Annotated in this window: 27 protein-coding genes and 1 pseudogene; 13 read left to right on the top strand and 15 right to left on the bottom strand. The window is 69.2% G+C overall.

Annotated elements, in window-relative coordinates:
* The 4 genes and pseudogenes from ACZ51S_RS33030 to ACZ51S_RS33015 form a co-directional block, all read right to left on the bottom strand.
* Nucleotides 1-741 (bottom strand): annotated as a pseudogene (locus ACZ51S_RS33030) (hypothetical protein); the annotation flags it as partial.
* 89 nt (nt 742-830) lie between these two features.
* Complete coding sequence (locus ACZ51S_RS33025; protein ID WP_468962985.1) at nt 831-2,243, bottom strand: hypothetical protein; 1,413 nt, start codon at nt 2,241-2,243, stop codon at nt 831-833.
* Between the two features lie 275 nt (nt 2,244-2,518).
* Complete coding sequence (locus ACZ51S_RS33020) at nt 2,519-2,860, bottom strand: hypothetical protein (protein WP_468962983.1); 342 nt, start codon at nt 2,858-2,860, stop codon at nt 2,519-2,521.
* Nucleotides 2,857-3,603, bottom strand: coding sequence for a hypothetical protein (locus ACZ51S_RS33015; protein ID WP_468962981.1), 747 nt, complete (start codon nt 3,601-3,603; stop codon nt 2,857-2,859). The genes ACZ51S_RS33020 and ACZ51S_RS33015 overlap by 4 nt, the downstream gene beginning before the upstream one ends.
* A 267-nt stretch (nt 3,604-3,870) precedes the next feature.
* Here ACZ51S_RS33015 and ACZ51S_RS33010 point away from each other — a divergent pair, with 267 nt between their 5' ends.
* On the top strand, nt 3,871-4,152 hold the full coding sequence (locus tag ACZ51S_RS33010) for a hypothetical protein (RefSeq protein ID WP_468962980.1): 282 nt from the start codon (nt 3,871-3,873) through the stop codon (nt 4,150-4,152).
* 85 nt (nt 4,153-4,237) lie between these two features.
* Here ACZ51S_RS33010 and ACZ51S_RS33005 read toward each other — a convergent pair whose 3' ends face one another.
* Together ACZ51S_RS33005 and ACZ51S_RS33000 are read right to left on the bottom strand one after the other, a co-directional pair.
* Nucleotides 4,238-5,332 carry a C40 family peptidase gene (locus ACZ51S_RS33005; protein WP_468962978.1) on the bottom strand — a complete coding sequence of 365 codons (1,095 nt, stop codon included), beginning with the start codon at nt 5,330-5,332 and terminating at the stop codon, nt 4,238-4,240.
* On the bottom strand, nt 5,329-5,799 hold the full coding sequence (locus tag ACZ51S_RS33000; RefSeq protein WP_468962976.1) for a helix-turn-helix transcriptional regulator: 471 nt from the start codon (nt 5,797-5,799) through the stop codon (nt 5,329-5,331). The genes ACZ51S_RS33005 and ACZ51S_RS33000 overlap by 4 nt, the downstream gene beginning before the upstream one ends.
* Nucleotides 5,800-6,369: 570 nt before the next feature.
* On the opposite strand from ACZ51S_RS33000, the gene ACZ51S_RS32995 reads away from it, so the two are divergent.
* The 7 genes from ACZ51S_RS32995 to ACZ51S_RS32965 are packed head-to-tail and all read left to right on the top strand — an operon-like array spanning nt 6,370 to nt 14,271.
* A complete protein-coding gene (locus ACZ51S_RS32995) occupies nt 6,370-6,678 on the top strand; it encodes a hypothetical protein (RefSeq protein WP_468962975.1) in 309 nt (102 codons plus the stop codon).
* Nucleotides 6,679-6,688: 10 nt separating this feature from the next.
* The gene (locus tag ACZ51S_RS32990) at nt 6,689-7,453 is read left to right on the top strand and encodes a DUF8175 domain-containg protein (RefSeq protein ID WP_468962973.1); all 765 of its coding nucleotides are present in this window, start codon (nt 6,689-6,691) and stop codon (nt 7,451-7,453) included.
* Nucleotides 7,450-8,955, top strand: a complete 1,506-nt coding sequence (locus tag ACZ51S_RS32985) for a hypothetical protein (protein WP_468962971.1) — start codon at nt 7,450-7,452, stop codon at nt 8,953-8,955. Before ACZ51S_RS32990 ends, ACZ51S_RS32985 begins: the two co-directional genes overlap by 4 nt.
* A 3-nt stretch (nt 8,956-8,958) precedes the next feature.
* Complete coding sequence (locus ACZ51S_RS32980) at nt 8,959-10,404, top strand: SCO6880 family protein (protein WP_468962969.1); 1,446 nt, start codon at nt 8,959-8,961, stop codon at nt 10,402-10,404.
* Nucleotides 10,405-10,415: 11 nt separating this feature from the next.
* Nucleotides 10,416-11,927 carry an ATP-binding protein gene (locus ACZ51S_RS32975; protein ID WP_468962968.1) on the top strand — a complete coding sequence of 504 codons (1,512 nt, stop codon included), beginning with the start codon at nt 10,416-10,418 and terminating at the stop codon, nt 11,925-11,927.
* Complete coding sequence (locus ACZ51S_RS32970; protein WP_468962966.1) at nt 11,924-13,675, top strand: type IV secretory system conjugative DNA transfer family protein; 1,752 nt, start codon at nt 11,924-11,926, stop codon at nt 13,673-13,675. The genes ACZ51S_RS32975 and ACZ51S_RS32970 overlap by 4 nt, the downstream gene beginning before the upstream one ends.
* Entirely contained in the window at nt 13,672-14,271 is a 600-nt protein-coding gene (locus ACZ51S_RS32965) for a DUF4913 domain-containing protein (RefSeq protein WP_468962964.1), read from the top strand. Before ACZ51S_RS32970 ends, ACZ51S_RS32965 begins: the two co-directional genes overlap by 4 nt.
* 554 nt (nt 14,272-14,825) lie before the next feature.
* Here ACZ51S_RS32965 and ACZ51S_RS32960 read toward each other — a convergent pair.
* The 3 genes from ACZ51S_RS32960 to ACZ51S_RS32950 form a co-directional block, all read right to left on the bottom strand.
* Nucleotides 14,826-15,935, bottom strand: a complete 1,110-nt coding sequence (locus ACZ51S_RS32960; protein ID WP_468962962.1) for a hypothetical protein — start codon at nt 15,933-15,935, stop codon at nt 14,826-14,828.
* Between the two features lie 127 nt (nt 15,936-16,062).
* The gene (locus tag ACZ51S_RS32955; RefSeq protein ID WP_468962960.1) at nt 16,063-18,531 is read right to left on the bottom strand and encodes a relaxase/mobilization nuclease domain-containing protein; all 2,469 of its coding nucleotides are present in this window, start codon (nt 18,529-18,531) and stop codon (nt 16,063-16,065) included.
* Nucleotides 18,528-18,929 (bottom strand): plasmid mobilization protein, encoded by a 402-nt coding sequence (locus tag ACZ51S_RS32950; RefSeq protein ID WP_468962958.1) that lies wholly within the window; start codon nt 18,927-18,929, stop codon nt 18,528-18,530. Before ACZ51S_RS32950 ends, ACZ51S_RS32955 begins: the two co-directional genes overlap by 4 nt.
* Before the next feature lie 269 nt (nt 18,930-19,198).
* Between ACZ51S_RS32950 and ACZ51S_RS32945 the strand changes: the two genes are divergently transcribed.
* Complete coding sequence (locus ACZ51S_RS32945) at nt 19,199-19,573, top strand: hypothetical protein (protein WP_468962956.1); 375 nt, start codon at nt 19,199-19,201, stop codon at nt 19,571-19,573.
* 98 nt (nt 19,574-19,671) lie between these two features.
* Complete coding sequence (locus tag ACZ51S_RS32940; RefSeq protein ID WP_468962954.1) at nt 19,672-19,890, top strand: DUF397 domain-containing protein; 219 nt, start codon at nt 19,672-19,674, stop codon at nt 19,888-19,890.
* A gap of 694 nt (nt 19,891-20,584) precedes the next feature.
* Here ACZ51S_RS32940 and ACZ51S_RS32935 read toward each other — a convergent pair.
* From ACZ51S_RS32935 to ACZ51S_RS32910, 6 genes are all read right to left on the bottom strand, one after another.
* Nucleotides 20,585-20,755 (bottom strand): hypothetical protein, encoded by a 171-nt coding sequence (locus tag ACZ51S_RS32935; protein WP_468962952.1) that lies wholly within the window; start codon nt 20,753-20,755, stop codon nt 20,585-20,587.
* Nucleotides 20,756-21,012: 257 nt separating this feature from the next.
* A complete protein-coding gene (locus ACZ51S_RS32930) occupies nt 21,013-21,861 on the bottom strand; it encodes a hypothetical protein (protein ID WP_468962950.1) in 849 nt (282 codons plus the stop codon).
* Nucleotides 21,862-22,013: 152 nt separating this feature from the next.
* Nucleotides 22,014-22,514: a hypothetical protein gene (locus tag ACZ51S_RS32925; protein ID WP_468962949.1), complete on the bottom strand. Its 501-nt coding sequence runs from the start codon at nt 22,512-22,514 to the stop codon at nt 22,014-22,016.
* A gap of 93 nt (nt 22,515-22,607) precedes the next feature.
* On the bottom strand, nt 22,608-23,342 hold the full coding sequence (locus ACZ51S_RS32920; RefSeq protein ID WP_468962947.1) for a hypothetical protein: 735 nt from the start codon (nt 23,340-23,342) through the stop codon (nt 22,608-22,610).
* 244 nt (nt 23,343-23,586) lie between these two features.
* On the bottom strand, nt 23,587-23,955 hold the full coding sequence (locus tag ACZ51S_RS32915) for a hypothetical protein (RefSeq protein WP_468962945.1): 369 nt from the start codon (nt 23,953-23,955) through the stop codon (nt 23,587-23,589).
* Between the two features lie 86 nt (nt 23,956-24,041).
* Nucleotides 24,042-25,160: a hypothetical protein gene (locus tag ACZ51S_RS32910; RefSeq protein ID WP_468962943.1), complete on the bottom strand. Its 1,119-nt coding sequence runs from the start codon at nt 25,158-25,160 to the stop codon at nt 24,042-24,044.
* Between the two features lie 250 nt (nt 25,161-25,410).
* On the opposite strand from ACZ51S_RS32910, the gene ACZ51S_RS32905 reads away from it, so the two are divergent.
* The 3 genes from ACZ51S_RS32905 to ACZ51S_RS32895 are packed head-to-tail and all read left to right on the top strand — an operon-like array spanning nt 25,411 to nt 26,647.
* Nucleotides 25,411-25,704 carry a DUF6303 family protein gene (locus ACZ51S_RS32905; RefSeq protein ID WP_468962987.1) on the top strand — a complete coding sequence of 98 codons (294 nt, stop codon included), beginning with the start codon at nt 25,411-25,413 and terminating at the stop codon, nt 25,702-25,704.
* A complete protein-coding gene (locus ACZ51S_RS32900) occupies nt 25,701-26,357 on the top strand; it encodes a DUF6303 family protein (RefSeq protein WP_468962941.1) in 657 nt (218 codons plus the stop codon). Before ACZ51S_RS32905 ends, ACZ51S_RS32900 begins: the two co-directional genes overlap by 4 nt.
* Nucleotides 26,354-26,647 carry a hypothetical protein gene (locus tag ACZ51S_RS32895; RefSeq protein ID WP_468962939.1) on the top strand — a complete coding sequence of 98 codons (294 nt, stop codon included), beginning with the start codon at nt 26,354-26,356 and terminating at the stop codon, nt 26,645-26,647. The genes ACZ51S_RS32900 and ACZ51S_RS32895 overlap by 4 nt, the downstream gene beginning before the upstream one ends.
* Nucleotides 26,648-26,666 lie beyond the last annotated feature (19 nt).

Below are 26,666 nucleotides of genomic sequence, written 5' to 3'. Positions count from 1 at the left end.
CGCTTCCGCCTCGCGGGCCTGCTCCTCAGCCTGGCGGCGTGCCTGGCGCTCGTCGTCCAGTTGTCGGGAGGCCTCGGCGAGCTGGCTCCGCAGGGTGCCGGCCTCGGCGTGGGCCTCCTCGGCGGCGTGTTGTGCCTGCTCGGCGAGCTGCACCGCGACGGCACGGCCACCCTCGGCCTGACGCCGTGCCGCTTCCGCCTCGCGGGCCTGCTCCTCAGCCTGGCGGCGTGCCTGGCGCTCGTCGTCCAGTTGTCGGGAGGCCTCGGCGAGCTGGCTCCGCAGGGCGCCGGCCTCGGCGTGAGCCTCCTCGGCGGCGTGCTGTGCCTGCTCGGCGAGCTGCACCGCGACGGCACGGCCACCCTCGGCCTGACGCCGTGCCAACTCCTCGGTGTGGTGTGCCTTCTGGGCCTCGGCAAGCCGCTGGTGCAGGGTCACTGCCTCTTCAACGGCAGCGGCCGCCCGCTCGGCAGCATGGTCCGCCTCGACCTGTGCCGCCTCGGCCGCGGCCTCGGCCCTCTGTGCCTCCGTCCGTGCCTCCATGGCGTCCCGGCGTGCCGCTGCCGTCTCCTGTCGTGCCACCTGAATGGCGGCGCTGGTGTCCAACGTGAGTCGTACGCGGTCGCCGGCCGAGGCCAGGCGCTTGCTTAATTCCGCCTCACGCGGGGTCGGCACGCTCGCCAGTGCTTGCGAGGCTGATCCGGGGCCTTCCTGTGCCGCTGGTGTGGTGGGCCTGGTACTCATCGCTCCCCCTAGGGTCTGGGGCGGCACATGAGTGTGCCGCTGGTGTCCGGGGTGCGGCCGGTGTGCCGCACCCCGGGCGAGCCGTTGCGTCACGCGTTGACCAGTTCGCGGCTGTCGGCCTCGGCCTGGTCCTCCTGCCTGTCGCGCTTCGCCTTCGGCCGCAGGGCGCTGACGTACCGGTTGGCCGGGCCTCGATCCAGCTTGATTCCCGCCTCGGCGAGCTCGGCCATCAATTCCTCGGCAATCGCGTTCGTCGTCCTCGGGTCGTCGGGCGCGATCCTGTGATGGCGGTACAGCGCCTCAAGGGCGGCCCGCTTCGTCGGGTAGCTGTGCAGGTCCCTCAGCGGCTCTTCGTCCGCCTCGGGCTCCTCCGCCTCGTCTTCGTTGTCCTCCTGCGGCACACGGGCCGTAATGACTCCGGGTGTGCCGCCCTGTGCCGCCGCCGCCTTGGGCGACTCGGCGGGCTTCTCATCAGCGAGGTCGATGCAGTCGGCCGGCTCCTCGTCCGCCTCGGGATCGGCGGCCGGTGCGGCCTCGGCACGCGGCCCCGGCACGGGCGTCCCGCCGTGTGCCGCCGGGGGTGTACCAAGTGGGCCGATCTGTGACCGTAGGGCGGCCTCGGCGTCGGCGGCCACGTCCTCCATGTGCCGGGCGTGTGCCTCCAGGGTGTCCAGGGCACGCGCCTGGATTTCTGCCGCGCTCGGCTGGCTCCATGGCGACTCGGCCTCGCTGACGCTGAGTTGCGTGGCGTACTGCCTCTGTGCCACCCGGGCCCGGTAGAGCTCCCTTTGGGCCTTGTCCGTGCCGACCCCGGCACGGTCCTGCCAGACGGCCAGACGAGCGGCGATCCTCCGTCCCCTCCACGTCTTCTTGTCGGGGTCTTCCAGGCGCCTGTACCGGTCGTCCAGGTCCACAGCTTTGTCCAGCGCGCGGTCGCGGGCGATCTCCTCAGCGGAGCGGCTGCGGTGAGCCAGGCCCAGACGGGCCATCAGGCGCTCGCGCAGGTCCCGCGTGATCTGGGCCATGGCAGTCTGTGACTCGTCGCCCGTGCGGTGACGCAGCTCCAGCCCGAGGGCGGAGTGAGCGGCCAAAGCGCTGCCGAACGAGCCGATGATGATCCGTACGAGCGTGCTGGGGCCGAGGCCTCCGCCTTCGGCCCAGGCGGGCACGGCCGACAAGGCAGCGAAGATCCACACGGCTGATCCGTACCAACCAGGGCTGTGGTCGCCGTCCTCCCGGGCCATGCGTTCGCGGGCGCCGAGCACACACATGGCGATCAAACTTTCAAAGGCTGCGCAGGCCAAAATCCGCTCGGGCATGCTCGTCATGCCCAAGCCCTTTTCGGCATCGCCGGTGAAGCGAAAGCCCGTGTTGAGGGACACCGACGTGCAGACGATGAACGCAAGGCTGGCGGCGATCGTGCCGGCGGAGAACTTCCGACGTCCCTGGTCCGGGTCGCGGGGCTTCAATCCGCGGCGCTTGAGCACCAGGGCAATCAGCACGGCCGCCAGGGTCGACGCGGACAGCAGGGTGGCCAAAGGGTGGGAGCCAGCCCACCCCGTGAGCTGTGTAAAGGCGGTCATCGGGCGGCCGCCCGCCCGCATCCGGCCATGCTGTCGGGCGTGGTCACCGGCTGGCGGCCGCTGGCCGTACTGTGGTGGTGCATGGGGATACTCCTCATTTGGGGCGGGCCCCGGGGTTGCTTTGCCTGGCGTTCCGGGGCCGCTTCTCTCGGACTCTCACTGTGCGGGAGTCCGTGACTCTTGAAGTCTCCGAGTCAGGAAGACTTGTCGTTGGGGTCTTCCTGACTTCCGGACTCCTGTACTCCGAGGGTTCGCAGGTAGTTGACCCGCAGCTCTGCCTCGTCGTCTCCAACCAGCTGTGCCCGCTGCGCTAGCAGGGCGTCAATGGCCACGCGGATGAGGCTGTTGGACGTGATGCGCCGTCCCTTGCGCGATCGTGCGTCCATCAGTTCACGGGCAAGGGCGTCCAGGTCCGCCCACTGGTCCTCTCGGATCGCCGTGTACTTGGGGCGGACGTTCTCGGCCTTCACGTCCTGGGCGGCCGCCAGTTCCGACGCTGCGGCGCCGAAGAGGGCGTTGAAGTCCTTCGTGCTCACTTCGCCACCAGCCTCGGCACGGTGAACGACTCGCCGAGCTGGGCAAGGATCTCGTCCCCGAACAAGTACGCATCCTCGGCGGCCTTGGCGGCCTGCGTGTCCTCTGCTGCGGCCTCGAACACGGTGAGGCCGTTCAGCATCTCGTGGGCGTTGTAGTACCGCATCCATCCGCCGAACACCGGGAGGCCAAGGTCTTGCAGGCTGGTCTTCATCGCCCGGGCCCGGCTCTTGTCGGTGTGCTTGACCATCGTGATGTGGAGTCGGTAGTTCGTGCCGGCTAGATACGCCTTCGTACTACTCATCACGGCCCGAGAGTCCAGGCGGCGGGGCGGGTCCGGGACGATCGTGAGGTCTGCCTTGGCGGCCTGCTTCAACTTAGCCTCGTCGCGGTAGGGGGCGTGGTCGGTGACCACATACCGGAACTGCTTCAGCCGGCGGATGGCGGCGAGGTCCGCGGCGGTGTCGGTTTCAGTGAGCTCGAACGGGACGGGCAACCCCGTGAGCGAGTTCACCAACTCGGTGACCCCTCCGCCGTCCTGCTTCTTGTCCGCGTTGATGAGCAACGTGGGGCCGATCAGCCCGAGCTGATAGGCCGCGAGGAATGCATCAGTGGACTTTCCGATGCCTCCCTTACCGCCCCAGACCGAGACGGAGTACGGGCCTTGGGCGCGGGGGCCGGCCTGCTGTTCCGGCAGTTTCATTCTCTTGAACCTCCATACGTCAAGAGTCTTGAAGTTCTCCACTTCCCGAGTGGGGAACTCCAGTGCCTCAAGGGACCTGGTTGAACTGTCTGTGGTGCCGAGTCTGACAGATCCGGACTCTGAGACACGCGGACAACTTAACTTCACGACTCTTGAAGTTCAAGACTCTAGGAGTATGGTGGTTCCCGAGACACAGAGTCTCAACGCCCTTATCTGGGGGGCCGGGTAGCCCCCCGACCCCCCAGACACATCCGGGCTGGGCGGCTGCTTCCCTCCGCCTGGCCCTCGATCCTGTATGGAGGATCTGCCGTGACTGTAATGCGTGACTCGCATGGTGTGGTGCGTGGCGGCGGCGTCGCTGGGTGGGCCCTGCTGCCAGCGCAGGAGCCCGAGGGTGGTTGGCCGCTGCGGCCGGCCAACCTGGTGGCCCCTCGCCCGGCGGTGGTCGAGTCCGAGCCTGTCGAGGAGCCGCCAGCTGTGGAGCCTGAGGCGGCGGACGACCTGGTGGCCCTGGTCTCCGCGCTGAACTCGCCGACGAACACGGTGTATGTCGACCGCCGTAAGCAGTACGCATGGCTGGCGGATTGCTAGCCTGACCGAACAGAAGAACCCCGCCAGTCCTCGGACTGGCGGGGTTCTTCTCGTTTCTCCTGATTCGCGTGTACACGCGAACTCCTCAGGCACCTGGGCGCGTCGCCCCCACGTAGTCGCGCTCCGGCATCGCCTCTGACAGGGGGACGACCGACACGAACTTGCCCGTGCGGGGAGCGTGCAGCACCTGACCGTTCCCGAAGTAGAGCGCTACGTGGTATATCGACCCCGGTCCGCCCTTGCTCCAGAACAACAGATCGCCGGGCTGGAGCTTGTCCCGGTCCACGGGCCGGCTCGCCGTCGCCGCGTACTGCTCGGCTGCGGTCCTGGGCAGCTTCACGCTCGGCCACCACGCGTATTGGACCAGCGAGCTGCAATCGAATCCCTTGGTGACGCTCGCGCTGCAACTGCCGTTTAGATAGCCGTTCCTCCCGTCGCAGAACCCGAGCCCCGGACCTCCCGGCGTGCCGCCTCCCCACGAGTAGGGGACACCCAGTTGGGTGTAGGCGTGCCGTATCGCGTCGGGGCCGCTGCCGGAGCCGAGACCCTCGACGCCGGGGCCGCCGAGGGCGGTCGCCCACTTCTTGGCGAGCTCGGTGATGGTCTTGACGTACCCGTACGTCTGGCCGGCGGCGAAAGCGGGTGGGGGCACTCCCTTGTAGTGCTGCACCCATCCCCAGCCCGCGTTATAGCCGGCGAGCGCGAGGCTGACGGGGTCGCCGGAGTAGCCGGACCTCTCGGCCTGACCCACGAGACTGCACATATATCGGCCTTGAGCCATGATCGCGTCTTCGGGATCTTTCGCCCCGAGGGCCGTCCCGTCGCCGTCCTCGTCGCGGCCCCACGTCGCCCATGTCGAGTCGATGAACTGGGCAATGCCCTTGGCAGTGCCGTACTGGGTGGGCGGGCCCTCGACCGACGGTTTGAATTCGCTCTCCGTGTACCCCTGGGCTGCCAGCAGAGCCGGCGTCAGCTTGCCGGGGCATTGGGCGGCTGACTTCACGTACCAGGGCGCGAACTGGCGGCCCACGGCCGGCATCACGGCCAGGTTCAGCCCCCCGACCAGACCAGTACTGCGCCCCGAGGCGTCGACCGCCGAGGCGCCGGCGATGATGAGTCCGAACAGTGCGGCCGGCACGGCACCGCCCACCACCACGGCAGCTTTGACCAGCGCTTTCACGCTGTGCCCCTGCCCTTGCCCGGCTGGGACCGGATACGGCGTTGGCGCTCCGCGCGGCCCACTGCCCACGCTCGCGACCACGCCGCCTTACTCACCCCGTAGGCGCTCGCCCACCTCGTCTTGTCCTTCACTCCATACACCCCGTTTTCCACCCGGCTCACCATCTGTGTGGACACCCCCGCCCGGCTCGCCACCTCCTTCTGCGTGGCACCGGCCTGCTGCCGAATCTGTCTGAGCGTCTGCTGAGGCGCGGGGGGCGCCAGTTCCTCCACCGGCACATGTAGGGCCTCCGCCAAGGCCTTCGTGACCCTGGCGGACGGCTTGCTTCTGCCCTTCTCGGCTCTGCGGACGGTCTCCGGGGAGACGTTCGCGAGTAGCGCGAGCTCCTCGCAACTCAGCCCAGCCGTCTGTCGTTGCGTCAGCAACAGGTCAGCGCGGAAGGCCGCTACGCCGCTGGATGGAGTCATTCGACCCTCAATTTATATAAGTACGTGTTGACAGTAGGTCATGATAGCGTCACGCTGGGATCAACGACAGTACGGGGGTAAGAAGATGCGCGATAAGAGCGCTTCAACGGCCGAACGGCCTACTACTTCCCGGCACTTCGGCGTCATGGGTGCCCACGGTGGGGCGGGAACGTCAACCATCGCGAGGTGGCTGGACCCGGACGGCAGCGGTGGAACCTTCGAGCTTCAGAGGGGTTCACACCTGCCACCGCATTACATCCCGCTCGTGGTCTGCCGGTCCACCGCATTCGGACTCGCCGCTGCCGTCCAGCTCCTGGGCGCATGGCACCCGGATGTGCCCCGGCCGTACCTGGTCGTCGTGGGGGACGCACCCCTGCGGCTGCCCCGGGCGGCCCGGTACCGCATGAAGACGGTGCGGCCGCGTGTCCTCGGGATCGCCGAAGTGCCCTACCTCGTGAGGCTGAGGGAGATCGACACTCCCGCCGATGGCCTCACTCACCGCTCCGTCCAGAAAGCCGCCCACGCTCTGCGCCGGCAGCTCGGACTCACTGATTAGGAGAGAGAACGCACATGCAGCACTTCCACCTGCTGGGATCGCTCAACGACATGGTCTTGGCCGCCGACCCCAAGTCCTGGAACCAGAGCCCGGCGTCTCCTCCGGGCATGGACACGATCATGCCGCAGTGGGTTGGCTGGGCAAAGTATTTCGCGATCGGCGCCGGCATCCTCGGCATCATCGCGTGCGGAATCATGATGATGGTGGGCCGCCGCAACCGGAGCCACTTGGCCGCCGAGGGCGCGAACGGCCTGCTGTGGGTGCTTGGCGGCCTGTCCGTCGTAACCCTTGCGGCCGGCGTCGTCCCCTCGATCGTGACGTGAGGCGGCTGCTGTGACTCTCAACCTTCAGCAGCAAGCACAGCGGCGAATGAGGCGGGCGCTGTACTTCCTCGTCGGCACCGTCCTGGTGCTCGTAGCCGCGCTCGTCGTCATCTCCGTACGGGGCGGCGGCTCGACCACGGCGGCCCCGGACTCCAAGTCCTCCGAATCCGCGGGGCCCTCCAGCATGCCCACCGTCAAGCCCGACGACGGCGGATACGTCGCCCCGGCCGAGACGCTGAAGCTGCCGGACGGCACGGCCAAGGCCTCCGGCAACCTCCCGGTGCAGTTCCCGCACACCCCCGAGGGGGCGGCCGCCATGGCCGTGGCCTCGGTCCGCAACGCCTGGAGCCTGGACCCGGCGCAGGTCAAGGCCGGAATCCTCGCGTACTCCTCCGCGCAGTACCGCGACCAGATGGCCGCTGCCGCCGAGGACGGAGCGAAGGGGAACCGCCAGTACGCCAAGATCACCCCGGACACCGGCCCCCTGCCGGCCGGGGCCACCCTCGTTGCCTGGCCCATCGGCGTGAAGTACGCGGCCGTCAACTCCGACACGGTGGACGTGATGGTTCTGCTCCGCGTCACGCACGCGGCCAAGGCCGGCGCGGAACAGGTCACCACGCTGGTGGTCAGCCCCGGACGGGCCGTCTGGGAGGGCGGGGACTGGAAGGCCGCCCCCACCAACCCCGGCATGTCGCTGCCCGACCCTGTGGACATCGGCACCGCGCACTTCAACGAGGACCGGTGGAAAGCGATCCAGGAGGGGGACCGGCTGTGACGCTGACGCTGACTCCCCGCCTCCTGCTCGCCCGTCTGGCGGCCACCGTGGCCGCCGTCGCCCTGCTGTTCGGCCTCGCGGCGCCCGGTGCCCTCGCCGTCTCGCGGCCGGTGGCCGCACCGGCCGCGCCTCAGCTCCCTGCCGTCGACTGGTGGGGTCTGTCCAAGTGCGCATCCTGGCTTATCCCCAATGGGCCAAAGCTCCCCGGCGGCCCGCTTGAGTGCACCAAAGCCGCCGTCAAGGGCGGAAAGGCAATCAAGGACGGTCCCGGAAAGGTCATGAGCGCGGCCGCCCAGAAGGTCTCTGATTCCGTACTCGGCGACGCGGCCAAGAGCATGGCCGAATTCGTCGGCGAGTTCATGCGGATCGGACTCGGATTCTGGCTTACCACGGATTCGGTGCAGGTGAAGGATTCGGGGGTACTTGGCGATACCGCCTCCTCGGACCCAATGAAGCAACTAAGTCTTCACGGGTTGATGATCAGTATTGGTGCGGCTATCGCCACGCTCCTCGTGATCTTCCAAGGCATCAAAACGATCATTCAGCGCAAGGGCGCTCCGCTGGCCCACCTGCTCCAAGGCCTCATGGTCAACATGCTGGTGTCTGCGGCCGGTGTCGCCATCATTGACGCCCTGCTGGTGGCCTCCGACGCGCTCACGGAACAGATCCTGTATGTCGGTTTCGGGGGCGCCGACGTGCCGGACCGCATGGCCGTCATGCTGCTGCCGGCCCTCGTCAACCCGATCGGTCTCCTGGCCATCGCCGTAATCGTTCTCATCATCGGCGGCGTGCAGATCGTGATGCTTTTCCTCCGGCAGGCGGCAATTCCCATTCAGGCACTCATCCTCCCCATCGCGGGCGCCGGGCAGCTCGGCAGCGAGAACACCCGGCAGTGGCTTCCTCGCATCATGACCGCCATCATGGTGATCATCATCTACAAGCCGGTTGCGGCCCTGATCATCGCGGTTGGTTTCACCGAGATGGCCAACGGAAACGGCATCATCGACTTCATCAGGGGTTGCGTCACGCTCGTCCTTTCGGTGATCGCCCTCAAATCCCTCATGGCCCTTTTCACGCCCATCGGGGCCTCGATCGGCGGCGCGGTCAGCGCCGGCGGTGGGTTCGCGGGCGCGCTGAGCATCGCCGGTAGTGCCATGGGCTCGCAGATGGGCGGTGCCAGCGGCGACGGCGGCGGCTCCCCAACGTCGGCGTCCCAGCACGCGGCCGACATGGACCGCAGCGGCCCGGCCTCCAACCCCGGCGACGACTCCGAGGGGTCCACTGCCGTCAAGCAGTCCTCGGCCAGCATCCCCCAGCAGGGGGGGAGCCCGGAAGCCGCGACCGAAGCGGCCACCACGGCCACCGAAACGGCCTCGACGGGCGCGAGCGCGGCCGCGACGACCGCCACGGCGGCAACGCCGGTGGGTATCGCCCTGGTCGCCGCCGAGGCGGGCAAGGCAGCGATCAACAAGGCCGGCAACACCGTCGGCGGACAGGAGTAAGCGGTGAGTACCGAGACACAGCAGCCGCTGTACGGCGGGTGGCGGCGCTCGAAGTCCATGGGCATCGCCACCCTGAACAGTGGTCAGACGGTGGTCGTCGTCGGCGCGTTGCTCACGCCGCTCATGGTCATCATCCTGGGCGGCCCACTGAGCACGCTGGCCGTCACCGTGCCCATCGCCCTCGCGGTCGTCATCCTGACCGTGTGGCAGCGGCACGGCATGCCGCTGATGTCGTACGTGATCGGCCGGGCCCGCTGGTCCCTGGCCAACATGCGCGGGGAGACCTCCTACCGCTCGGTGTTTTTGCCGTCGCCCGAGGCGCTCGACCTGCCGGGGATGGTCGCTCCCACCAAGCTGATCCGCGCCGAGGCGGCGGACGGCCGGGGTTCCACCGGTCTGGTCTGGAACCAGAGGACGGGCACCATGACGGCTGCCCTGCTGCTCAACCCGGCCGGCTCGCTGCTGGCCTCCGGAACCACGGTCCGCTCACAGGTGAACTCGTGGGGCGAGACGCTCGCGCGGCTCGCCGATGAAGACGGTGTGGAAATGGCAGCGGTGACGCTTCAAATCACGCCGTCCAGCGGTGCCGCGCTCTCCGATCACGTCCGGGGCCGTGTCGACCCCTCCGCCCCACCTCTCGCCCGCCAGGCAATCCGCGAGCTCGTGGAGGGCGCCCCGAGGGCCTCGGCGCAGATGGCGGCCTGGTTCTCGCTCGTCATCGACCCGGCCGCCTCGCCGGAGAAGCCGGGCAGCCCCGCCGAATCCGCGGCCGTCGCCCTGGGCGCCCTCGACGCGGTGGACCTGTCCGGCGCCGGCGTGGACATCCTCCGACGCGCCACGGACGTGGACATCAAGCGCCTCGTCCGAGGCGCCTTCGTACCGGCCGACATGGACGCGCCGTCCGCCGAGATCGAAGAACTCGTCTGGCATGAAGTCGGGCCCGTCGCCGCCGAGGACGAGTGGACGCACTACCAGCATGACGGGTACTTCAGCACGTCGTGGGTGCTGCGTGAAGCACCGCGCAAGCTGGTCGCCTATGACGTGTTGCTGAAGCTCCTGGCGCCCGGGCAGTTCACCCGGCGCGTCACCCTCGTCTACCGCGTACTGCCAACGCACGAAGCGCAAGCGGTAGTTGAACGAGAAATCAACGCCAACGACGCCCGGCGCCAATACAGGGAGAGGACCAAGCGGACCTCGACCCGACGCGAGCGGGTCGACGCCGCGCACGCCGAGCGCACGGCCGAGGAAGAGGCGATGGGCGCGGGGATGGTCCAGTGGTCCATCTACGTCACCACCACGGTGGACAGCATCGCGGACCTCCCCGCCGCACGCCGCGAGATTGAAAAGGCCGCCCGCTCCAGCGGCGGCCTGCGGTTCCGGCCGGCCTTCGGCGGCCAGAGCGCGGCCCTGGTCGTCGGCCTGCCGGTAGGCATCAACCCCCTGCTTTGAGAAAGGGCGTCATGAGCAACGACAAGAAGTCGTCCCGGCGGACGGTAACCGCCGGGACGACCGAGGGGGAGCCTACCCCCACCGGGGGCCTCAATCCGCGCGTGATCGCGTCCCGCTGGGGGTGGAAGGGCGCTGGCCGTGGCCGGGCCGCCCTCCTGGACCCCGGCGCCGTCTACCTCTCCAGCACCCGTCAGACGGCCGGCCTCTATCCCTTCGTTCTGGGCGGCGGCCTGCCGCCCGAGGGCGTGCCCATCGGATACGACCAGCTGACGCACGAACTCGTCTGCTTCGACCCGGCCGGATGGATCGGCACGTTGCTGACCAACCCCGGCGTCTGGATCATGGCTCAACCCGGCGTCGGCAAATCCGCCATCGCCAAACGCATCGCCCTCGTCTACAGCTCCTACGGCCACAAACTCGTGGTCCCCGGCGACGTCAAGGGGGAGTACGCCGAACTCGTCCGCGAGCTCGGCGGCCAGGTCGTCCGCATCGGCCGTGGTCTCGACCGGCTGAACCCCCTCGACTCCGGGCCGCTGCGGCGCGTCCTGCCTACCCTGGACCCGGGCCGGCGGGATGCACTGCTGTCGGAGATGAACGGTCGCCGTAGCGAGCTCCTTCACGCGCTGCTGACCACGGAGATGGACCGGCGGCCCGACTCCTCCGAACGCAACGTCGTGGAAAAGGCCATCAAGCTCGTCGCGGGCGCCCTCATCGGCGAAGAAGACCCCGTCATCCCCGACGTGGTCAAGGTGCTCCGGGAAGGACCGGCAGAGCTGCGGGCACAGCTCATGGTGGACACCGAGGACGACTACAGGGCCCTGGTCCGCCAGGTCACACACGCCCTGGAGAATTTGTGCGACGGTCCCTTGGCCGGTCTCTTCGACGGGCCGACCACCCGGCCGCTCGACCTCGACGCACCCGCGCTGTCCGTCGACCTGTCCACCCTGCTGACGGCCGGCGATCAGGTCGTATCCTCCGGCCTCCTGGCGACGTGGGCGTACGCGTACAGCTCGATCGACTCCGCCCGCGCGGTCGGCCTGATGAACTCGCCACTTGTGCTGCCGCTGGATGAGATGTGGCGGGCGCTGCGAGCCGGCCCCGGCATCGTCAACGCCTTCGACAGCATGACCCGCCTCAACCGGGCCCGGCGTGAGGTCACGCTCATGATCACGCACAGCCTGCGTGACCCCGAGTCGCTGCCCACCCCCGAGGACCGGGCCAAGGCCATGGGCATGATCGACCGCTGCGACTCGATGATTCTCGGCGCGCTGAGCGTCGGCGAGCTGGAAAGGGTGTCTGCCCAACGGCCTCTGACGGACGCGGAAATCGCCATGATCGCCTCGTGGTCGTCCTCGTCCGGCACCGGCCTGGACGGTACCCGCCAGGTCCACCCCGGCCGAGGCAAGTACATGCTGCGGCTCGGCACCCGGCCCGGCACTCCCGTCCGGCTCGCCCTGACCGAGGCAGAACGCCGGCTGTACGAGACCGACCCGCAGACGATCCGCAAGGGAGCGGCAGCGTGAACGAGAGCAACGGCGGCGGGGCCGGCGCGGGGGCGCCCCTCGCCGTCCTCGGCGTCATCGGGGGCAGCTTCATCCTGTTCACCGGCGCGTACATCGGCGGCACCCTCGGCGTCCTCCTCGCCGGGGGTGGCTGGGCTCCGCCCGCCTACAGCGTCACATCCGCGGTGGCCCTCGTCTCCGGCGGGCCGGGCCGTCTGTGGCCGGGGCACTCGACGGCGGCCGGCGTCGGGATCGTCGTGCTCCTGGTGCTCGTCCTCGTCGCCCTCGGCGTCGGAGGCTTCCTCGTCTGGCAGCGGTACTTCTCCCACCGCGCCGGCCTCGCTGGAGTGCGCGAGCTCGCGCCGCTGGGGCCCAAGGCGATGGAAGCGCGGGCGCGTCAGCTGCGGCCTTCTCTCAAGGGAGTAGAGAAGGTGGACGCGGACGACGCCGGCGTACTCCTGGGCAACCTCGACGCGTCGCGCGGTCCCGAGCTGCGGGCAAGTTGGGAAGACGTGATGTTGGCGATCATGGCACCCCGCTCGGGTAAGTCCACCTCCATCGCGGTGCCGACGGTCCTGCGTGCTCCGGGTGCCGTGATGCTCACGAGCAACAAGCCGGACGTGTGGGCGGTGACCTGGGCTCGCCGGGCCAAGCGCGGCCGGGTCTGGCTGATCGACCCCCAGGGGATCACGCACTCGTCCCGGGCCCTGTGGTGGGACATGCTGTCCAGCGCGCGGACGATCGAGGGGGCCGGGCGGCTCGCCTCCCACTTCATCGCGGCCACCACGGACGAGAAGTCCCGTGGTGACTTCTGGATGGGGGCGGCGAAAAATCTGCTGACGGCGCTATTTCACGCTGCGGCGGTCTCTGGCTCCTCCGTCAGTGACGTGCTCGTGTGGCTGTCGACGCCGAGCGACCGGGCCCCCGTGGCGGCCCTCAAGGCGGCGGGCAAGGAAGCTCTTGCCCAACAACTCGCCTCGACGGTGGCCGGTGCGGCCGATACGCGCGATGGCATCTACGAGACGGCCCGTCAGTGCGTGGCCTGCCTCCTCGACCCCGAAACGCTCGCATGGGTCACCCCCGATCCGGCCGCGAAGGAATTCCGCCCGGACGACTTCGTACGGTCGAAGGACTCCCTGTATCTCCTCTCCAAGGACGGCGGGGGCAGCGCGGCCGGCGTGATCGCGGCCGCCGCTGACGCCGTTCTCCGCGCCGCGATGGCGGCCGCCGAACGCGCGGGCGGCCGCCTCGACCCCCCATTGCCTGCTGTGCTGGATGAAGCCGCAAACGTGTGCCGAATCGAGGACTTGCCTGACCTGTACTCGCACCTCGGCTCGCGGGGCATCCCGGTGACCACCATCCTCCAGAGCTACCGCCAGGGCGTCCGCGTCTGGGGCGAGGCGGGCATGGATGCGATGTGGAGCGCGGCCACGGTCAAGACGCTCGGCGCCGGCCTCGATGACGCGGAATTCGCAGAAAAGGTGTCCCGGCTCATCGGTGAGCACAAGGTGGCCGAAAGCTCGGTCTCCCACGGATCGACCGGCCGCAGCGTCAGCACCTCGCGCCGGCGCGAGCGCGTGATGGAGGCTGCGGACATCCGGGCCCTACCCAAGGGTCGGGCCTTGCTGCTGGTGACCGGTGTCCGCGTCGGCATGCTCCGCCTGCGGCCCTGGTACTTGGAGCCGGACGCCGAAGAACTCGCGGCGGACTCCAATGTGGAAATCGCGGAGATCTCTCGCCGCGCGAGTCGAAAGGTGCTCTCAGCATGACCGACACTCCCACTCTCGACGGCCTCGCCGAGGACCTGGAAGACATCAAGGCGAACATGTCGGCCTTCGCCTCGCAACTGGAGAGCACCACAAAAAAGGTGGACTCGGTGGCGGCTGCGGTGGCCTCCGGCCACGACCAGGACGACCCCGGGCAAGACGGCGACGGGAAGGAAGAGAAGCCGAAAACGCCGCCGTTCATTCTGCTGCTGAGGGGCGACAAGTACGCGGAAGAGCTCGCGGCGCTCGCGGGCTGGGTAACCAATCTGCTCGTACCGACGTACCTCGGTGAGGTCTCCTCATCGGCCACCTGGTGTGCCTGCTGGTGGAAGCACCCGGCGGCCGTCGCCCGGCTCCACGCGCTGTGGCTGGCGTGGCAGGCACTCACCGACCCCGAGACGTGCGGTCTTACGGGTCCGTCCGTCTGGCACCGGGACCACCTGGACCCCACGATGATCCAGCTTCGCGCCCAGGATGGCCCGTTCGCGGCCTGCATGACCAACCCAACCCGGCTTCAACACGACGTACTACCCGTGCCCCCGTTGCAACCGTTTCCGACTCAGGCGGCCGCCGCCAAGACGGTGCCCGCGACGGTCTGACCGTTTACGTGTACAAGCTAAAAGGGCCGGAGGGATGTTCTCCCTCCGGCCCTTCGTCGTCGGCGTTACACGATGTTGCGTCGGGATGATCCCGGCGGCGGTGTCGGTGCGCGCTCCGGCCCGCGCGTCTGAGCCGGCGTCGCCTTCCCGGCGGTCGTCCGGCGGCCGCTCTTCTTCGCCGCCGGCACACTCGGAGACTTCGCCGCTGCGGCTGCCGCGCGCGCGTCGATGTCTGCGCCCGTGGCCTCGTGCGCGGACAGTCCGTCAAGGCCTGCGGCGTCACTCCATTCCGCCCCGGCCGTGGCGATGTCGCCGCGTCCTGCGGCCTCGGCCGCGTGGCCTCGGGCCTCGTCGGCCTCCCCTAGTGCGGCATTGGCCCGGGACCGCTGGTCTGTGCTGCTGCGGGCGAGCGCGGCCGCGTGCCGTCGGTCCTCCGTGTCATCCGTTCCGGTGTCGCCTGTGCTGCTGGTGGCGGACGTTGCGCCCCTGCTCGTCGGCTCGTCGGCCGCCGGCCTGCCGGGGGTACGGTAACTCGAATTCATCGCTGCTCGCTCCTATCGTCCATGAGTACGGGCCGGGGTCGGCTGGGCCGAAGGGCTCACGGGCTCGGCCGTCGGCCCCGATGGCGGCGTCACACCAGACGTAGCGGTGGTGGACCGCGCGGATGCTGCCGACGCTCGGGCATCGGCCGTCGGCGTCAGACTCCCCGTTGGAGTCGCTGCCTGGGTCGACGTGGACGCCGCTGTCGATGTCCGGGCCGGGGCCAGCGTGGCCGGGGCGGCCGTCGGGGTCGGCGTGGCCGTCGGGGCCGGGGTCGGGGGAGTCTTGGCCTGGTCGCCGAGCAATCCGCGGGCCGCCTCTGCGGGCGTGAGCGTGATGCCGGCGGCAGCTGCCTGCTGGATCCGGACGGGGACACCGGCCAGGGCCTCGCGTGGATTGTGCCCGCTGGCGTGCAGGTCTTTCATCTGCTTGGCGATGGTTGGCCACTCCCGGGAGGTGACCAGCCTACCCAGCACGTGTTCATCGGCCAGGGACTCGCGGGCCACGATGACCAAGCGAGCATTCTCCTGCTGTCCGATTCCGAGGCGGGCAAGTTCGCTGGCACGGTCGAGTACAGGTTTCTGTCCCCGTACCTTGTCCAACAGGTGCTTTCCTCCTTCCTTCATTCGCTCCCCGATGCCGGCCCGGGGCTCCTTGTTCCTTCCGGATTCCTGGCCGGGCGGGGGCGCCCAAGGGTTCCGCAGCTGACTCGTGGTTGTCGGCACGGTGACACCCGGTGTTGTCGACCCCGCCCGCAGGTCGGAGTCCATGCGCGCAATCACGGGGGCTGCGTCGCCGAGGAACTGGGCCACGTTGACGCCTGCTGCCTCCAGCCGTTTCAGCTCGCTGGCGAGCTGCGGCCACTGCGCGGAACTCACCATCGCCTCCGCCACTTCTGCGGGCTTGACAGTGCCCCGCACAAGGTGCCCGTACCGCTCGTGATCCGGGTCTGCCGGCTGACGAGCGGGGATGGATGTGGGCGTGGGCGCGGCAGCATGTTCTGCGGCCTCGCGTTGCTGGCGCTCGCGCAGAGCCTGGGCCACCATCACAAGTACTTGAAGAGCAACGGCGGCCGTCTGGGCCGCCTGCCCTCCGGCCTGTTCCATCGGGTTCGTATCGCTCACGGGTTCCCCTTCTCCTGAGCCAACATCATGTCCTCATCTCCACGGGTCTCCTGTACCTGACGCTAGCTGTCAGAGGGCCGTCACGTAGGCAGTTTTCCCGCCCGTGTGACGGCCCGGACCACCTGGCCTACCGCCGGGGTCCTCGCGTTGTGTTCCGGCGCTGAGCGGCCTCCTGCGCGGCCCGTTCGGCAGCACTCCGCTCGCCTGATGCCACACCCTGCGGACGGGTTGGCAGAGTCCTCCTGGCGATGCGGGGAAGCGCAACTGGTGTGCCGGCCTTCTGCAACCTTCCTTGCATTCGCCAGGTGAGCACCTGAGCCACGCTGTCCGCATCGGCCAGGTCTCGGGACGCGACGACCTCGGCAAGAATCTGCGTCGGGTCATGGCCTTCGCCGGCCGCCTTGATGAGGTAGGCGGCCAGTGTTGGGGCAGCGGGGTCCGCAAGCACAACCGCTGCATGCTCTGGTACGGCAATGCGAACGGCATCTCCAAAAGTGGCAGCTCTCGCGCCCACACCTAGCGGGGTTTCCTCGATGCCTTCCAAGCCCTGCCCTACGACCGGCGGCAGGGTGGTCATCGGGCCGGAATCGGTAGTGCGCTCGGCCTCTTCGGGTCGGGTTTCCGATGGCCGATGCGGCCGTACGGAATCAGCCTCCGCAGAAAGGCGGGCCAGGTTCCACCCGTCTGCGTCACGCAGACTCACCGTGTAGCGAGCAGGATCCTCGTTCTCCAGGGTGGCGACGTAGGCCCGAAGTTTCTCCGCCGCGAACTCTTCCGCGGTGACTCCCTTGGGGAGGTAGCCGGTGTCTTCTGCGTCAACGATCGGCCGATGCTCGGTCTCGCTCACAAATTCGTTATGACTGATGGTCCACCGCACCGGTGTCCCGCTGGCCTGCCTCTGTTCTTGATCGGGCTGAAGCTGTACCGGAACCCCTGGCACACCGCTGGCCGATGCCCTGCGGGCATCGCGGTCCATCTGCCGTTGCAGCCTCCACACCAGTACCTCGGCGGTGCTGTCCGCGTCACCAAATCCGCGCAGTCCGCCGACATGGGCGAGAACCTTCCCTGGGTCGTAGCCAGCGTTCTCCGCCTGGCGCAGTGTGGCCGCCAGCGCCGGCCATGCTGCCTCGCTAAGGACTGTTTCCGCCAGGTGGGGGAGTGCGGCACGGACGACAGGGGCGTACGCCTCGACCAGCGCCGGCCCGTCCGGCTCCATCGCTGTGCGCTGCCAGGTGGCCCGGCTTCCTCGTCCCGGTCGACTTCCGGCGGCGGCACCGTACGCCACTTCGGTGGCGGCTCGGAGATGTGTACCGGCCTGCGCCGCCGCTCGTTCCTGGGCAGCGTGCTGGGCGGCCTGGTGCCATCGCATCGCGGCCGTGACGGCCAGGGCGACGGCAACCAGAATTGCGATGGCTGCGGCGGCTTCCCCTCCGCTCGCAATGGCCGATGCTCCGGTGACGAGCAGCTGCGTCGCGGTGCGCAGGTGGGCGCTGGCTTCGCTGTCCATGCGACGGCTCGTCGGCGCGCGGCCGGCCCTTTCAAACGCGCGGGCTGCGGTCCTCAACTCGTCGCGGACCGCTTCCGGCGCCTGAGCCGCGTAGGTGGCCAGGAAGTCCGCCAGGGCCACCATTTCGCCGGCCCCCGCCTCGTTCCCGGCCTGCCCGAGAACGGCGGCGGCCTGGTGCACATGACCGGCCGCGAGCTGCCAGGTGGCGGCCCGGCTGGGCACCGTGCCGACGCCCGGTGACGTGCTGGAGCCGGCACCTGCACTCCAGCGTTCGCGGACACGGGGCAGCGAAAGGTCTGGTGCCAGCCGCGAGCCGGAAAACCAGACGGCGCGGCCTCCGGCCGTTCGGTCTCCGGGCAGTGCAACGGAGTAGCCGGTAACTGCCCCATCTGGTGCCACACGCTTGTTCAGTCGCAGACCTGCGGACGTGATCGCACCGAAGAACTCGTCATCGGACTGAGCTCCGGCGGCCGCCCGTCGGACGGTCTGTTGGAGGGTCTCGCGCGGTGTCTCCTCGCGGCCTTTCCGCTTGGCCTTCGCCTGCTCCGCTGCCGTCGGCCACCGGCTCGCCGTCTTGTCGCCGCTGGTGAGCTGACGTAGTCCAAAACGCTTCTCCAGCTCGCGCGCTCGGGCCTGCATTTTGGGCATGTCTCGACGGACATCCGGGGCCCGTCCATCCTGTCGGGCCAGGGTCGCCACAATGTGAATGTGATCGTCGGCATGCCGGATCGCAACCCATCTAGCCGCCATCGCATCGCCCTTCGGAGCGATGCCCGAGGCGTCCATAATCTCGCGCGCCACTTCCGCCCATTCGGCATCCGTCAGCATCCGGTCTCCCGGGTCCAACCGGACCGGCACGTGGTACACGTGCTGCTCCGGCTGCGGGCCGTCGAGCATCAACACGGGGGCGTCCAGCAGCATGCCCAGAGTCGTGATCGTCGCACCGGGATCCAACGCGGGGTCAGCCACTCCACTAGCCCAAGCGGCCACCATGTGCGGATCAGTGTGCTCGTTCGCCCGACCTGGTCCGTACAGGTAGTACAGAAGTCCTGTTGTGCGGCCGCCGGCCTTCGCCTTCTTCGGGATCAAATTCGCCCCTCCATGACTGCCAGCGTGGCAGCGTCCAGCGTCGCAATCGCTCGGTCCGCCCGGTCCATGACTGCTGTCACACGCTCCGGAGTCTCCTCACCTCGACTGTTCATGACTTTGGCAATCTGATTCGCATTGGTCCCGATCCTGTCGACTGCGATGCGAGCGTCACCTAGGGCTCTCAACTTGTCCTTCAAGTCGACCGGTGCCGGGCTCAACTCCTCTTTGGCAACGGCCACGGCCACGGTTGCGATGTACGCCGCCACTGACTGACCGGCGGCCGTCGCCGCCGTCAGGATCGTGGCGTACTCAAGCTCGTTAAATCGGACGTTCAAGCGCTCTTTGCGCGGGGCGTCGGCTCGTCTCGGACGACGGCGAGCGGGCGGCTTCTGCTCCATCAAACCCCTTCCATCCGTTGGTCCGTGCTCGGACCAAAAGCAGCGGCATAAGAGCCCGAGCATAGCGAGAGGCGGGCGCCGCTGCCTGGATAAGGGCACCTTATCCACTAACTTGCTCCGACGTAGTTGGCCGCTGGGGGTGGGTGCCGGGGTAGGGCGGCACGCGGCGAAGCCGCGTATGGGGTACGGGGCTTGCCCCTGTGGTCCGCCACCCGTCCGGGTGGGGGAAATCTTCCTGGTGTCCATTGGGGGGCGCTAGCATGTCGCCCATGACCGCATCTACGAACACTGGCAACGCGCCTGACGAGCAGTCGTTCATCGAAACCGCCGAAAACCTCTTGGCTTCCCGTCTGGACGTCGTGCGCCCCCTGGCGCAGATCATTGCGGAGCGCAAGAACCTGCAAGCTCAGCTCGCCGAGGTAGAGCGGCGCTACGGCGCCGCCTACGCGAACGCCGAGGCTGGCGGCTGGACCACTAGCGAACTCGCGCAGATGGGCGCCAGCGAACCGACCCGGCGACCGCCGGGCCGGCCCAAGAGGGCTCGTGTCGCCAAGGCGCCCTCCTCGGCCCCCGCGCCGGCGTCTCCGCCGAATCCGCGGGCGCCTGAGCCGGAGCCGAATCCGTCGCCCGTTCCCTCGGCCTGACACGCCCGGACTGCCAGGGCCCCGGCTCCGCCCAAATCGCGGCCGGGGCTCCTTCCTTTCCCTCAAGCTGCCGGGGCTCGTCTGCCGCCGTCCAGTAGGTGGTAGGCGGCCCAAATCTCGCCCGTGTCGGGGTCGGACTCGACCTCGATGGATGGCGCAAGAGCACGTACAGCAGTGACTTTGAGGATGCCTGTGTGGAGGCGATGCGCAACGGCGCCGAGGGGGTAGCTGTTCGGGATTCGAAGTGGGTGACGGGCCCGGTCGTGCCCTTCGGGTTCCAGGCGTGGAAGCGCTTCGTAGAGGAGCTACCCGGGTGATTTGGCCACGGTCGCAGGTCAGTTGAAGGTTTGGGGGTGGGCGGCATCCGTCACATGGCATGCGCGGCCGGCGCCGTCGCCGTCTGCGGCGGCTCGGGGCGTCCAAAAGACGGCCAGCGGCGGGAGGGGGGCGCCTGGGTCGGGGCCGGGTTCACCGTCTGCCGGACGTGTACGTGGTGCAGGCCGTTCCCCCGCCGTCAGTACTGCGGGAGCGTGAGGCGACCGCACCGCCCGGCCGTGGCTGGGGGGGAGCTGGCTGCTGCCGCGATGTTGCTGGGGCCGGTGTGGTCGCTCCGCGTCGGTGCGGGCATCGTCGTGGCCGCCCTGCGTGTCGTAATCAGCGTCCCCCACGCCCGTGGGCACCCACGAGCCTAAGCATCGTGGACGGGACTGCACAGGCCGTCTTGCATCTGTCTGAGGTTGCCGAGAAGGGATCGGCGCCGGCGATCGCGGTGACTGATGCGCACGCCGTTTGAAGATCATCCGCCAGCGCTGTCGACCCTGCGCGTTCGGCAGTCATCTGCGGCTCGGCGGGGACCTCCGAGCCGCTAGGCCTGGTAGGTCCCGCGTCTCCTCCATGCTGGTCAGGGGCTACGGGGCGGTGGCGGGGAATCGCGCCGGGCATACCGTCCTGCCAGGTCACTTCCCCACTGTCGCCACGTGCGGGGCACATGCGCTCTGGGTTTGCGAGCGTTCAGCAGTGCTCGGCCAGGTCTGCGGGGTGGGGGCCGCAGTGCCCGTCACAGCCCTGGCCGTCGTGGATCGTGCAGTTGTAGCGGTGAACGCGGGTGCTGTCGTCGTGCAGCTTCCAGCCCTCGGCGTCGTAGGGTCCGGCATCGCACTTCGGTGAGTTCTCGGTCGGCACGGGTCAGATCTCCTCGTGGTATTCGCTATCGCGGCCGCGGGCCTACGGCTTTGCGGGGGGCCGCCGGTGCGGCGCTGGTCTCTTCGGTGGTGGTGCGGCAGATTTCGGCGGCACGGCCGGTGTGGTCGCTCCGTGTCGGTGCACTTCTCGCCGTGGCCTTTCTGCGTGTCGTCCTGGCCCTGGGTGCGGGCCGCGCGAGTCCGCGGCAGGGGGCAGACCCGCGCGGCGTGCACGTCGGGAGGCAGGTGGGGCCGCGCCTATCGGCGCAGGACGTTGACCAGTTTCGACGGATCGATAAGCGGGGCTCCGTCCGGCCCCTTTAGGTGAGGGCTGATCCAGATCCGTTGCCGCAATTCCTGTCGGGGTCCGTAGGCGTGGTTGCGCCAGTGCCCCCGCACGATCCACCGGTGGCGGTAGGAGAGGCTGAGTACGTCTCCGTCGGGGCGCTCGGTGGGGGCGGTGGACACCTGCCGCAGCGTGCAGTACCGCGCGGGCGAAAGCAGGGAAGAGCCCAGCCGGGCAATCCGCTTCGCCGCCGACCTCGGCGGGGCAACCGGCTCATCTCGGGTGAGGGTCTGCCCCATCAGCAGCCAGGTGGTGACAATTGTGCGCTCGGCCTGTTCAAGGAACGTCCGGGAGCTGACCTCGCGGGACAGCTGCCCAAGGGTGAGGCCGGCCGGAAGAGGCGCATCCGGTAGCCATTGGGGTGCCTCGGTGAAGAGCATGTTCGTCATGCCGCTGATGACCAGGTCCGTGGGTTCGGCCCGTCTGATGGCGGCCTTCTGCGCAGCTGTCAGCTCCGCGTCGCCCTGCACCGGATCGGCGCAAGCGGTGAAGCGTACGTGGTCCTCCCTCTCCGCCAGGAAGCAAACTTTGACCCCTCTGCGGCCGGCTGTCCACATCGCCCCCCAGAACGGCACTCCGAGGGGCAACGCCGCGTCGGTGATCGGCTGCTCCCACACCACCAGGCCGTGGGGAGACGGCAGGTCCTCGGGGTTGAGCCGGTAGGAGGGGAGTTGGGTGGAGGCCGCGATACAGAGCCGGGTCATGTCGGTATTGACGTAGTACAGCTCGGCGGCCCGGAGCGAGGTGTGGGGCGCGTCCACGATTCCGCTGCCGAACGACGCTGCCCGGAGCTGTGCGGAGGCGCGGCCGCGGGCCCCCAGGGGTGGCGGGGCATCGAGCCATGCGACGAGATCGGCGCGGAGTTCGGGAAGCTGGGCGGCCGTGAGTACGGGGGGCGCAGGAGGCCGGGCCATCAGCGGGCGTCCCTGTCCTGGAGCAGTCCGACGATCCGCGCACCGTCCGCCACCGTTTCGCCGGGCTCGGCAGTCCGGCAGTGAAAGCGCATGCACGCATCGACCACGGCCAGCGCCTTACCCCGTGCCCACTGAGTGCGAATCTTGTGTGCGAGGGCCGTACCCTCTTCGCCGGGCTCGCCGGTCGCGTCGTCCCTGTCGTAGTCCTCGACCTCCGCAGAGAGCATGACGTGAGGTGCCCTGCCCCAAGATGAATCCAGGACCAACCCTTGGGTCGCCTGGAGAAGCAGGACGGCTTCGGCCTCGTCCAGAGCGGCGCCCCGCAGCTCCGAGGGGAACAGAGCGAAGAGCGTGGAAAGCCACATGCGGGCCGTCTCCGACAGAGCCCGTTCCCGGGCGGCGTCGTTCATGTCGTCAATGCCTCGCGTGCGGGACGCCAGGTGTTGGTCCAGCGGGCTCATCGCCCGGAACTGGATACGCGGTGAAGCCATCGTGATCATCTCCTCAGCAGCAGACAGGCCGGCTGAACGACCAGTGCCGAAGGCGCGGCGTCCTCATCACGCCGCGCCTTCGACACAAGCCGCTCACCCGATCTAGTCGGCGTTCGTCAACGCCCCTGAGCGTCCCATCTCGTAGGCACGCTGAACGACGAAGCGGACCGGGAAGGTGACACGTACCGGCCGGTGCTTGCGGCCGTCCTGCGGGCGGTGAACCAGCGTGCGGGTCTCCGGCCGCCACTCGTGCGCCTCGGGCAGGTCTCGCACGCCCTTGCTGTCGTGGGCCCGGGTCGTCTCGACCGCGTACACGTCGCCCTGTCGGCGCACGCGCTTCCCGGCTGCCTTCGCGCGGGTGACCTCGGAAGGCTCCAGCCACGCCAGGGCGCTGGCCACGGTGGTGACGGTGCCCGGCACCCGGACGGCGAACGTTCCGGCGTCGTCGCGCCCGCACAGGTAGGACAGGGAGGCGCGGCGGGCCCCATAGGACTTGCTGTACTGGCGCCACCCCTCGGCGTGCAGCAGGTACAGCCGCTCGGCGGGGTCACGGTCCACCAGTTCGACCACCGACGTCTCATAGCTGCCCGCAATGACCGTCTCGCCGCCCCGGCGCTCGATCTCCGCCCGCATCTGCCGCTCGATCCTCGCCGTCAACCGCTGCACGGACCCGCGAAACACCCCGGAGGCAGGACGGTTGACGGCACGGCTGGCCCGCAGTTCTCGGATGGCCCGCTCGGTCCGGTAGCCGGGAAGGCCGTTCTGCCGCAGGTAGCGGGCCAGATCCCGGGCGCTGAGATCGCGAGGCTTGATGTAGGGGCTGAGGGTCATCGCCATGTGTCCACTCCCACACTCCGGTTGCGCCGTCTTGCGCGGTGGGTCCCACCCTACCGAAATCTGTATACCAACGGCTACAGCTGTATACAGATTGCCGAAATTGGCATATGCCGGTACGTCTGCGCAGCATCACCGCCGCACCCCCGAGAAGACCGGCGCCGCGGCGGTGATGTACCGCCGCCACCAGCGGTGCCGTCGTCTCAACGGGGGGCTGCCTCTTTGCCCGCTCCTGGTTGGTCGGTTCCTACGGGGCGGTGGCGGGAATCGCGCCGGGCATGCCGTCCTGCCAGGTCACGTCTCCGCTGTCGTGCTCGTCGCCGTCGTGGCCCGGCTCGTCGGTGCACTGCTGCCACTGGGCGAACACGTGGCGGTCGAACTCCTCGTGATCGGTGGGCAGGTACAGGGCGGTGCACGTGCCGGGATCGGGGTCGGGAGCGGGAGCGAACACGCCGATGGCAGCCAAGGTTTCATCGAGGACCTCGTAGGACGCGCGCAGACGGGTCCCGTTCCGGCTGGCCGCGCCGGTCAGCCGTTCATGCGCCTGCTGGTACTCGGTCTCGGTGAGGATTCGCACCGGTGGGGCAGTGGTGAGGTCGGTGTAGTTCTCGGGCATCGGGGTCTCCTGGGGCGGGCGTCTGGGGTTGCGGGGCTAGAGGTGAGGCTCGGGCGCCGTCGCTGTTAGCGGAGCCTTCAGGGACGCTACTGGGAACTTCCCTCTGGGGAGTACGTGAGGTCCTGGCCGTCCTCGCTGATGACGAGGAACGGGGGGCGCTCGCGGCGTGCGGGGATGAAGCGGTCAAGCCAGGTGCGGGCTTCCGCGCCGGCGGGCCGCATGTCGGCCGCTTCCAGGACCGCCAGTTGTTCGGTGGAGAGGATGTCCGAAAAGCGGAAGGGGAGGTAGGCGGCCACCCACAGCTGAAGTCGGCCCTGTTCGATGATGAGGCTGAAGGTGTGGTTTCCGCGCCATGCGCGGTAGGGCTCCTGGAGGGGGGCGGCGGCGTCCCGCTGGAGGTAGACGCGGGCGCGCCGGACCCCGGACGCCCAGGGGTGCCGGCCGGGCTCGGCCATGACCTCGGTGGCCCAGTCGGCGACGACGCGGGGCATGTCCTCGCGGACGCGGACAATGAAGTGCCGGCCGTCGGGGGAGAGGGCGAGGCCTCCGCCGACGCGGTGCAGACTCTCGGCGCTCGCCCGGACGATGCCGTCTGGCGCGAGCTCGATGTAGCGGTGGTGGTAGACCTCGCGGGCGAGGCCCTCGGCGAAACCGAGGTCTTTGAGGAGCCGGAAGGTGTTGGACGGACCGGTGCCTCCGTATCCGGACAGGCACTCCTCCACGCCAATCACCGTGCCGTCGGCGCCGTGGAGAAGCATGTTCGGCACGTCGTGGGAGCCGAGATCGGGAAAAACGGACGGGTCGAGGCCGCTCTCCAAGAGGATGTCCGCGGGGTTGAAGGCAACCTGTGCGAGGGCGAGGGTGCCGAGCGCCCCGTCTTCGACGTAGGCGCGGGCCTCGTCGGCGGTGAGGACCGGGATCAGGGGGGCGTCGGCAGCGGGGTGCGGGGTACGGGTGCGGGCCCGCTCGACCATGCCGCTCACGGCCCGGTGGGTGACGCCGAGTTCGCGACCGATGGCCCGTAGGCCGGTCTCGTGCTGGACCGCCTCGTACTTCTCGCCGAGCGAGACGAACCTTTCCACGGCGCGGTCCCGGTCGGCCTCGGCCTCCCGTACCTGGCGGGTCAGGAAGGCGATGCGTCGGTGCCGGGCGTGCATGTCCGCCCGGTGCTGCTGCACAGCTGCTCTGAGCTTCAAGTGATCCATGCCCTGGGACCCTAGATCCCCGATTACTGGATATCAAGGTAGCCATGCTCGGAACTTCGCTACGAGGTAGCTGGGTTGGCTGGATCCGCCTAGTGGACCGCAATGAGGCAGGTATCCGGATTCGGCATCCCCGGCCCCGTGTTTACCGATACCGTGCCCTAATCGGTAAACACGTAACGTAAGGGCTGCGCACGTGATGTGACGGTCCGGAAGGTGGTGTTTCGAGGTGTCTGACGTATTAAACGCTCGTATGTGGCAGTTGGAGCCGGGCGGTAGGTGGGAGGTGTGGGTACCCGACTCCGCCGGGCGGGTTGGCCCAGGGGCCCCCGTGGCCCCGGTGGGCCAGGGGATCCCTGGATGCATGCCCACGCTCGCGGCCCGGGTGGAGGCGCTTGCCGAGCTGGGGTTCCAGCCGGCGGCCTCCGGCGTCGGCTGGGAGTGGGAGGAGGTGGTCCAGGACTCGGCGACGGGCCCGATTCTCGTGGGGAAACTCGCCGTTGTCGCTGTACCGCTGACCACGCGAACGGCGGGGGTGAAGCGATGAGTCGGCGGCCGCTGCTCGCGCATCTGTGCCAGGACAACGCAGGTCGGTGGGAGTTGTGGGTGAACGTACCGGGGGTGCCCTCGGAGGATCGGCCTTCCGTGCGACTCGGGGCCGGTGACGGGCCGTCGGTCGCCGTGCGGACGGCGGCGCTGGCCGGGCTTGGTTTCGAGCCGGCCCGGCCGGGCGAGCGCTGGTCTTGGGAGGAGGTGGCGCCCGGGCTACGCGTCGCGCTGCTCGGCACCTTGCCGGTGGGCGCCGTACGGGTGGCTTCGCCCCCGGCCCCGCGTGCGGGCGGGGCCGCTGCCCGGGTGCCGGGCAAGACAGCGGCCAAGCGGGCGGCCGAGGCGGCCCGTAGCGAGTCCGCGCCGGCTGCACGCCGGGCGGCCGCCGGGAGGCCCGCAGCCCAGCGGCGGGCCGAGGTCGCTGGGGTGGACCGGTCGGCCCTCGATGCTCCGCCGCGGGCCGGGCTCGCCTTGCCCGCAGGATCCACCCCGGCCGCAGCCCTGTCGCCTGGGCGGGACGCGCGGCCCAGTAGCCGACTGGAGTTGGAGGCACCGGGGCGGCTCGGGCTACCCCCGGCGTCCCCGCGGGTCCCCTTGGCGCTGGACCGGCTCCCGGCCCCGCGTGGCGTCGAGGAAGAGCGCCGGCGGTGACGGACGACCGCGAGAGTGTGCCGGACACCGCGCCGCTGTGTGGCATCCCCTGGGGGATCTGCCCCCAGCATGGGCCCACTCTCGCCTCCAGCGCTGGCCGGTCGTGGTGCGCCTTCCCCGGCTGCGGCCGGCGCTGGTCTTATGACCGGCTCGACCACGCGTGTGCAGAGCTGGCCACCCACCGCATCACGGACCGGGCGGGCGCTTCCATCACCGCCTGCGCCGTGCACGCGGCGGAGGCGAGGCAGATGCTCGACGGGGCAACCGTCGAGCTGCTGGAACATCCATGAAACGGGGACCGGCCGCGAG

The organism is Streptomyces sp. NPDC034043 (assembly GCF_055575675.1).
The sequence above is the reverse complement of the archived record's forward strand: the minus strand, read 5'-3'. Positions and strand labels throughout refer to the sequence as shown.

Bases quoted from the DNA above. Each gene is read 5' to 3' on its own strand.
- ACZ51S_RS33000 (WP_468962976.1), bottom strand. From the start codon at position 5,799: ATGACTCCATCCAGCGGCGTAGCGGCCTTCCGCGCTGACCTGTTGCTG.
- ACZ51S_RS32995 (WP_468962975.1), top strand. From the start codon at position 6,370: ATGCAGCACTTCCACCTGCTGGGATCGCTCAACGACATGGTCTTGGCC.
- ACZ51S_RS32975 (WP_468962968.1), top strand. From the start codon at position 10,416: ATGAGCAACGACAAGAAGTCGTCCCGGCGGACGGTAACCGCCGGGACG.
- ACZ51S_RS32965 (WP_468962964.1), top strand. From the start codon at position 13,672: ATGACCGACACTCCCACTCTCGACGGCCTCGCCGAGGACCTGGAAGAC.
- ACZ51S_RS32950 (WP_468962958.1), bottom strand. From the start codon at position 18,929: ATGGAGCAGAAGCCGCCCGCTCGCCGTCGTCCGAGACGAGCCGACGCC.
- ACZ51S_RS32945 (WP_468962956.1), top strand. From the start codon at position 19,199: ATGACCGCATCTACGAACACTGGCAACGCGCCTGACGAGCAGTCGTTC.
- ACZ51S_RS32925 (WP_468962949.1), bottom strand. From the start codon at position 22,514: ATGATCACGATGGCTTCACCGCGTATCCAGTTCCGGGCGATGAGCCCG.
- ACZ51S_RS32920 (WP_468962947.1), bottom strand. From the start codon at position 23,342: ATGGCGATGACCCTCAGCCCCTACATCAAGCCTCGCGATCTCAGCGCC.
- ACZ51S_RS32915 (WP_468962945.1), bottom strand. From the start codon at position 23,955: ATGCCCGAGAACTACACCGACCTCACCACTGCCCCACCGGTGCGAATC.
- ACZ51S_RS32910 (WP_468962943.1), bottom strand. From the start codon at position 25,160: ATGGATCACTTGAAGCTCAGAGCAGCTGTGCAGCAGCACCGGGCGGAC.
- ACZ51S_RS32905 (WP_468962987.1), top strand. From the start codon at position 25,411: ATGTGGCAGTTGGAGCCGGGCGGTAGGTGGGAGGTGTGGGTACCCGAC.
- ACZ51S_RS32900 (WP_468962941.1), top strand. From the start codon at position 25,701: ATGAGTCGGCGGCCGCTGCTCGCGCATCTGTGCCAGGACAACGCAGGT.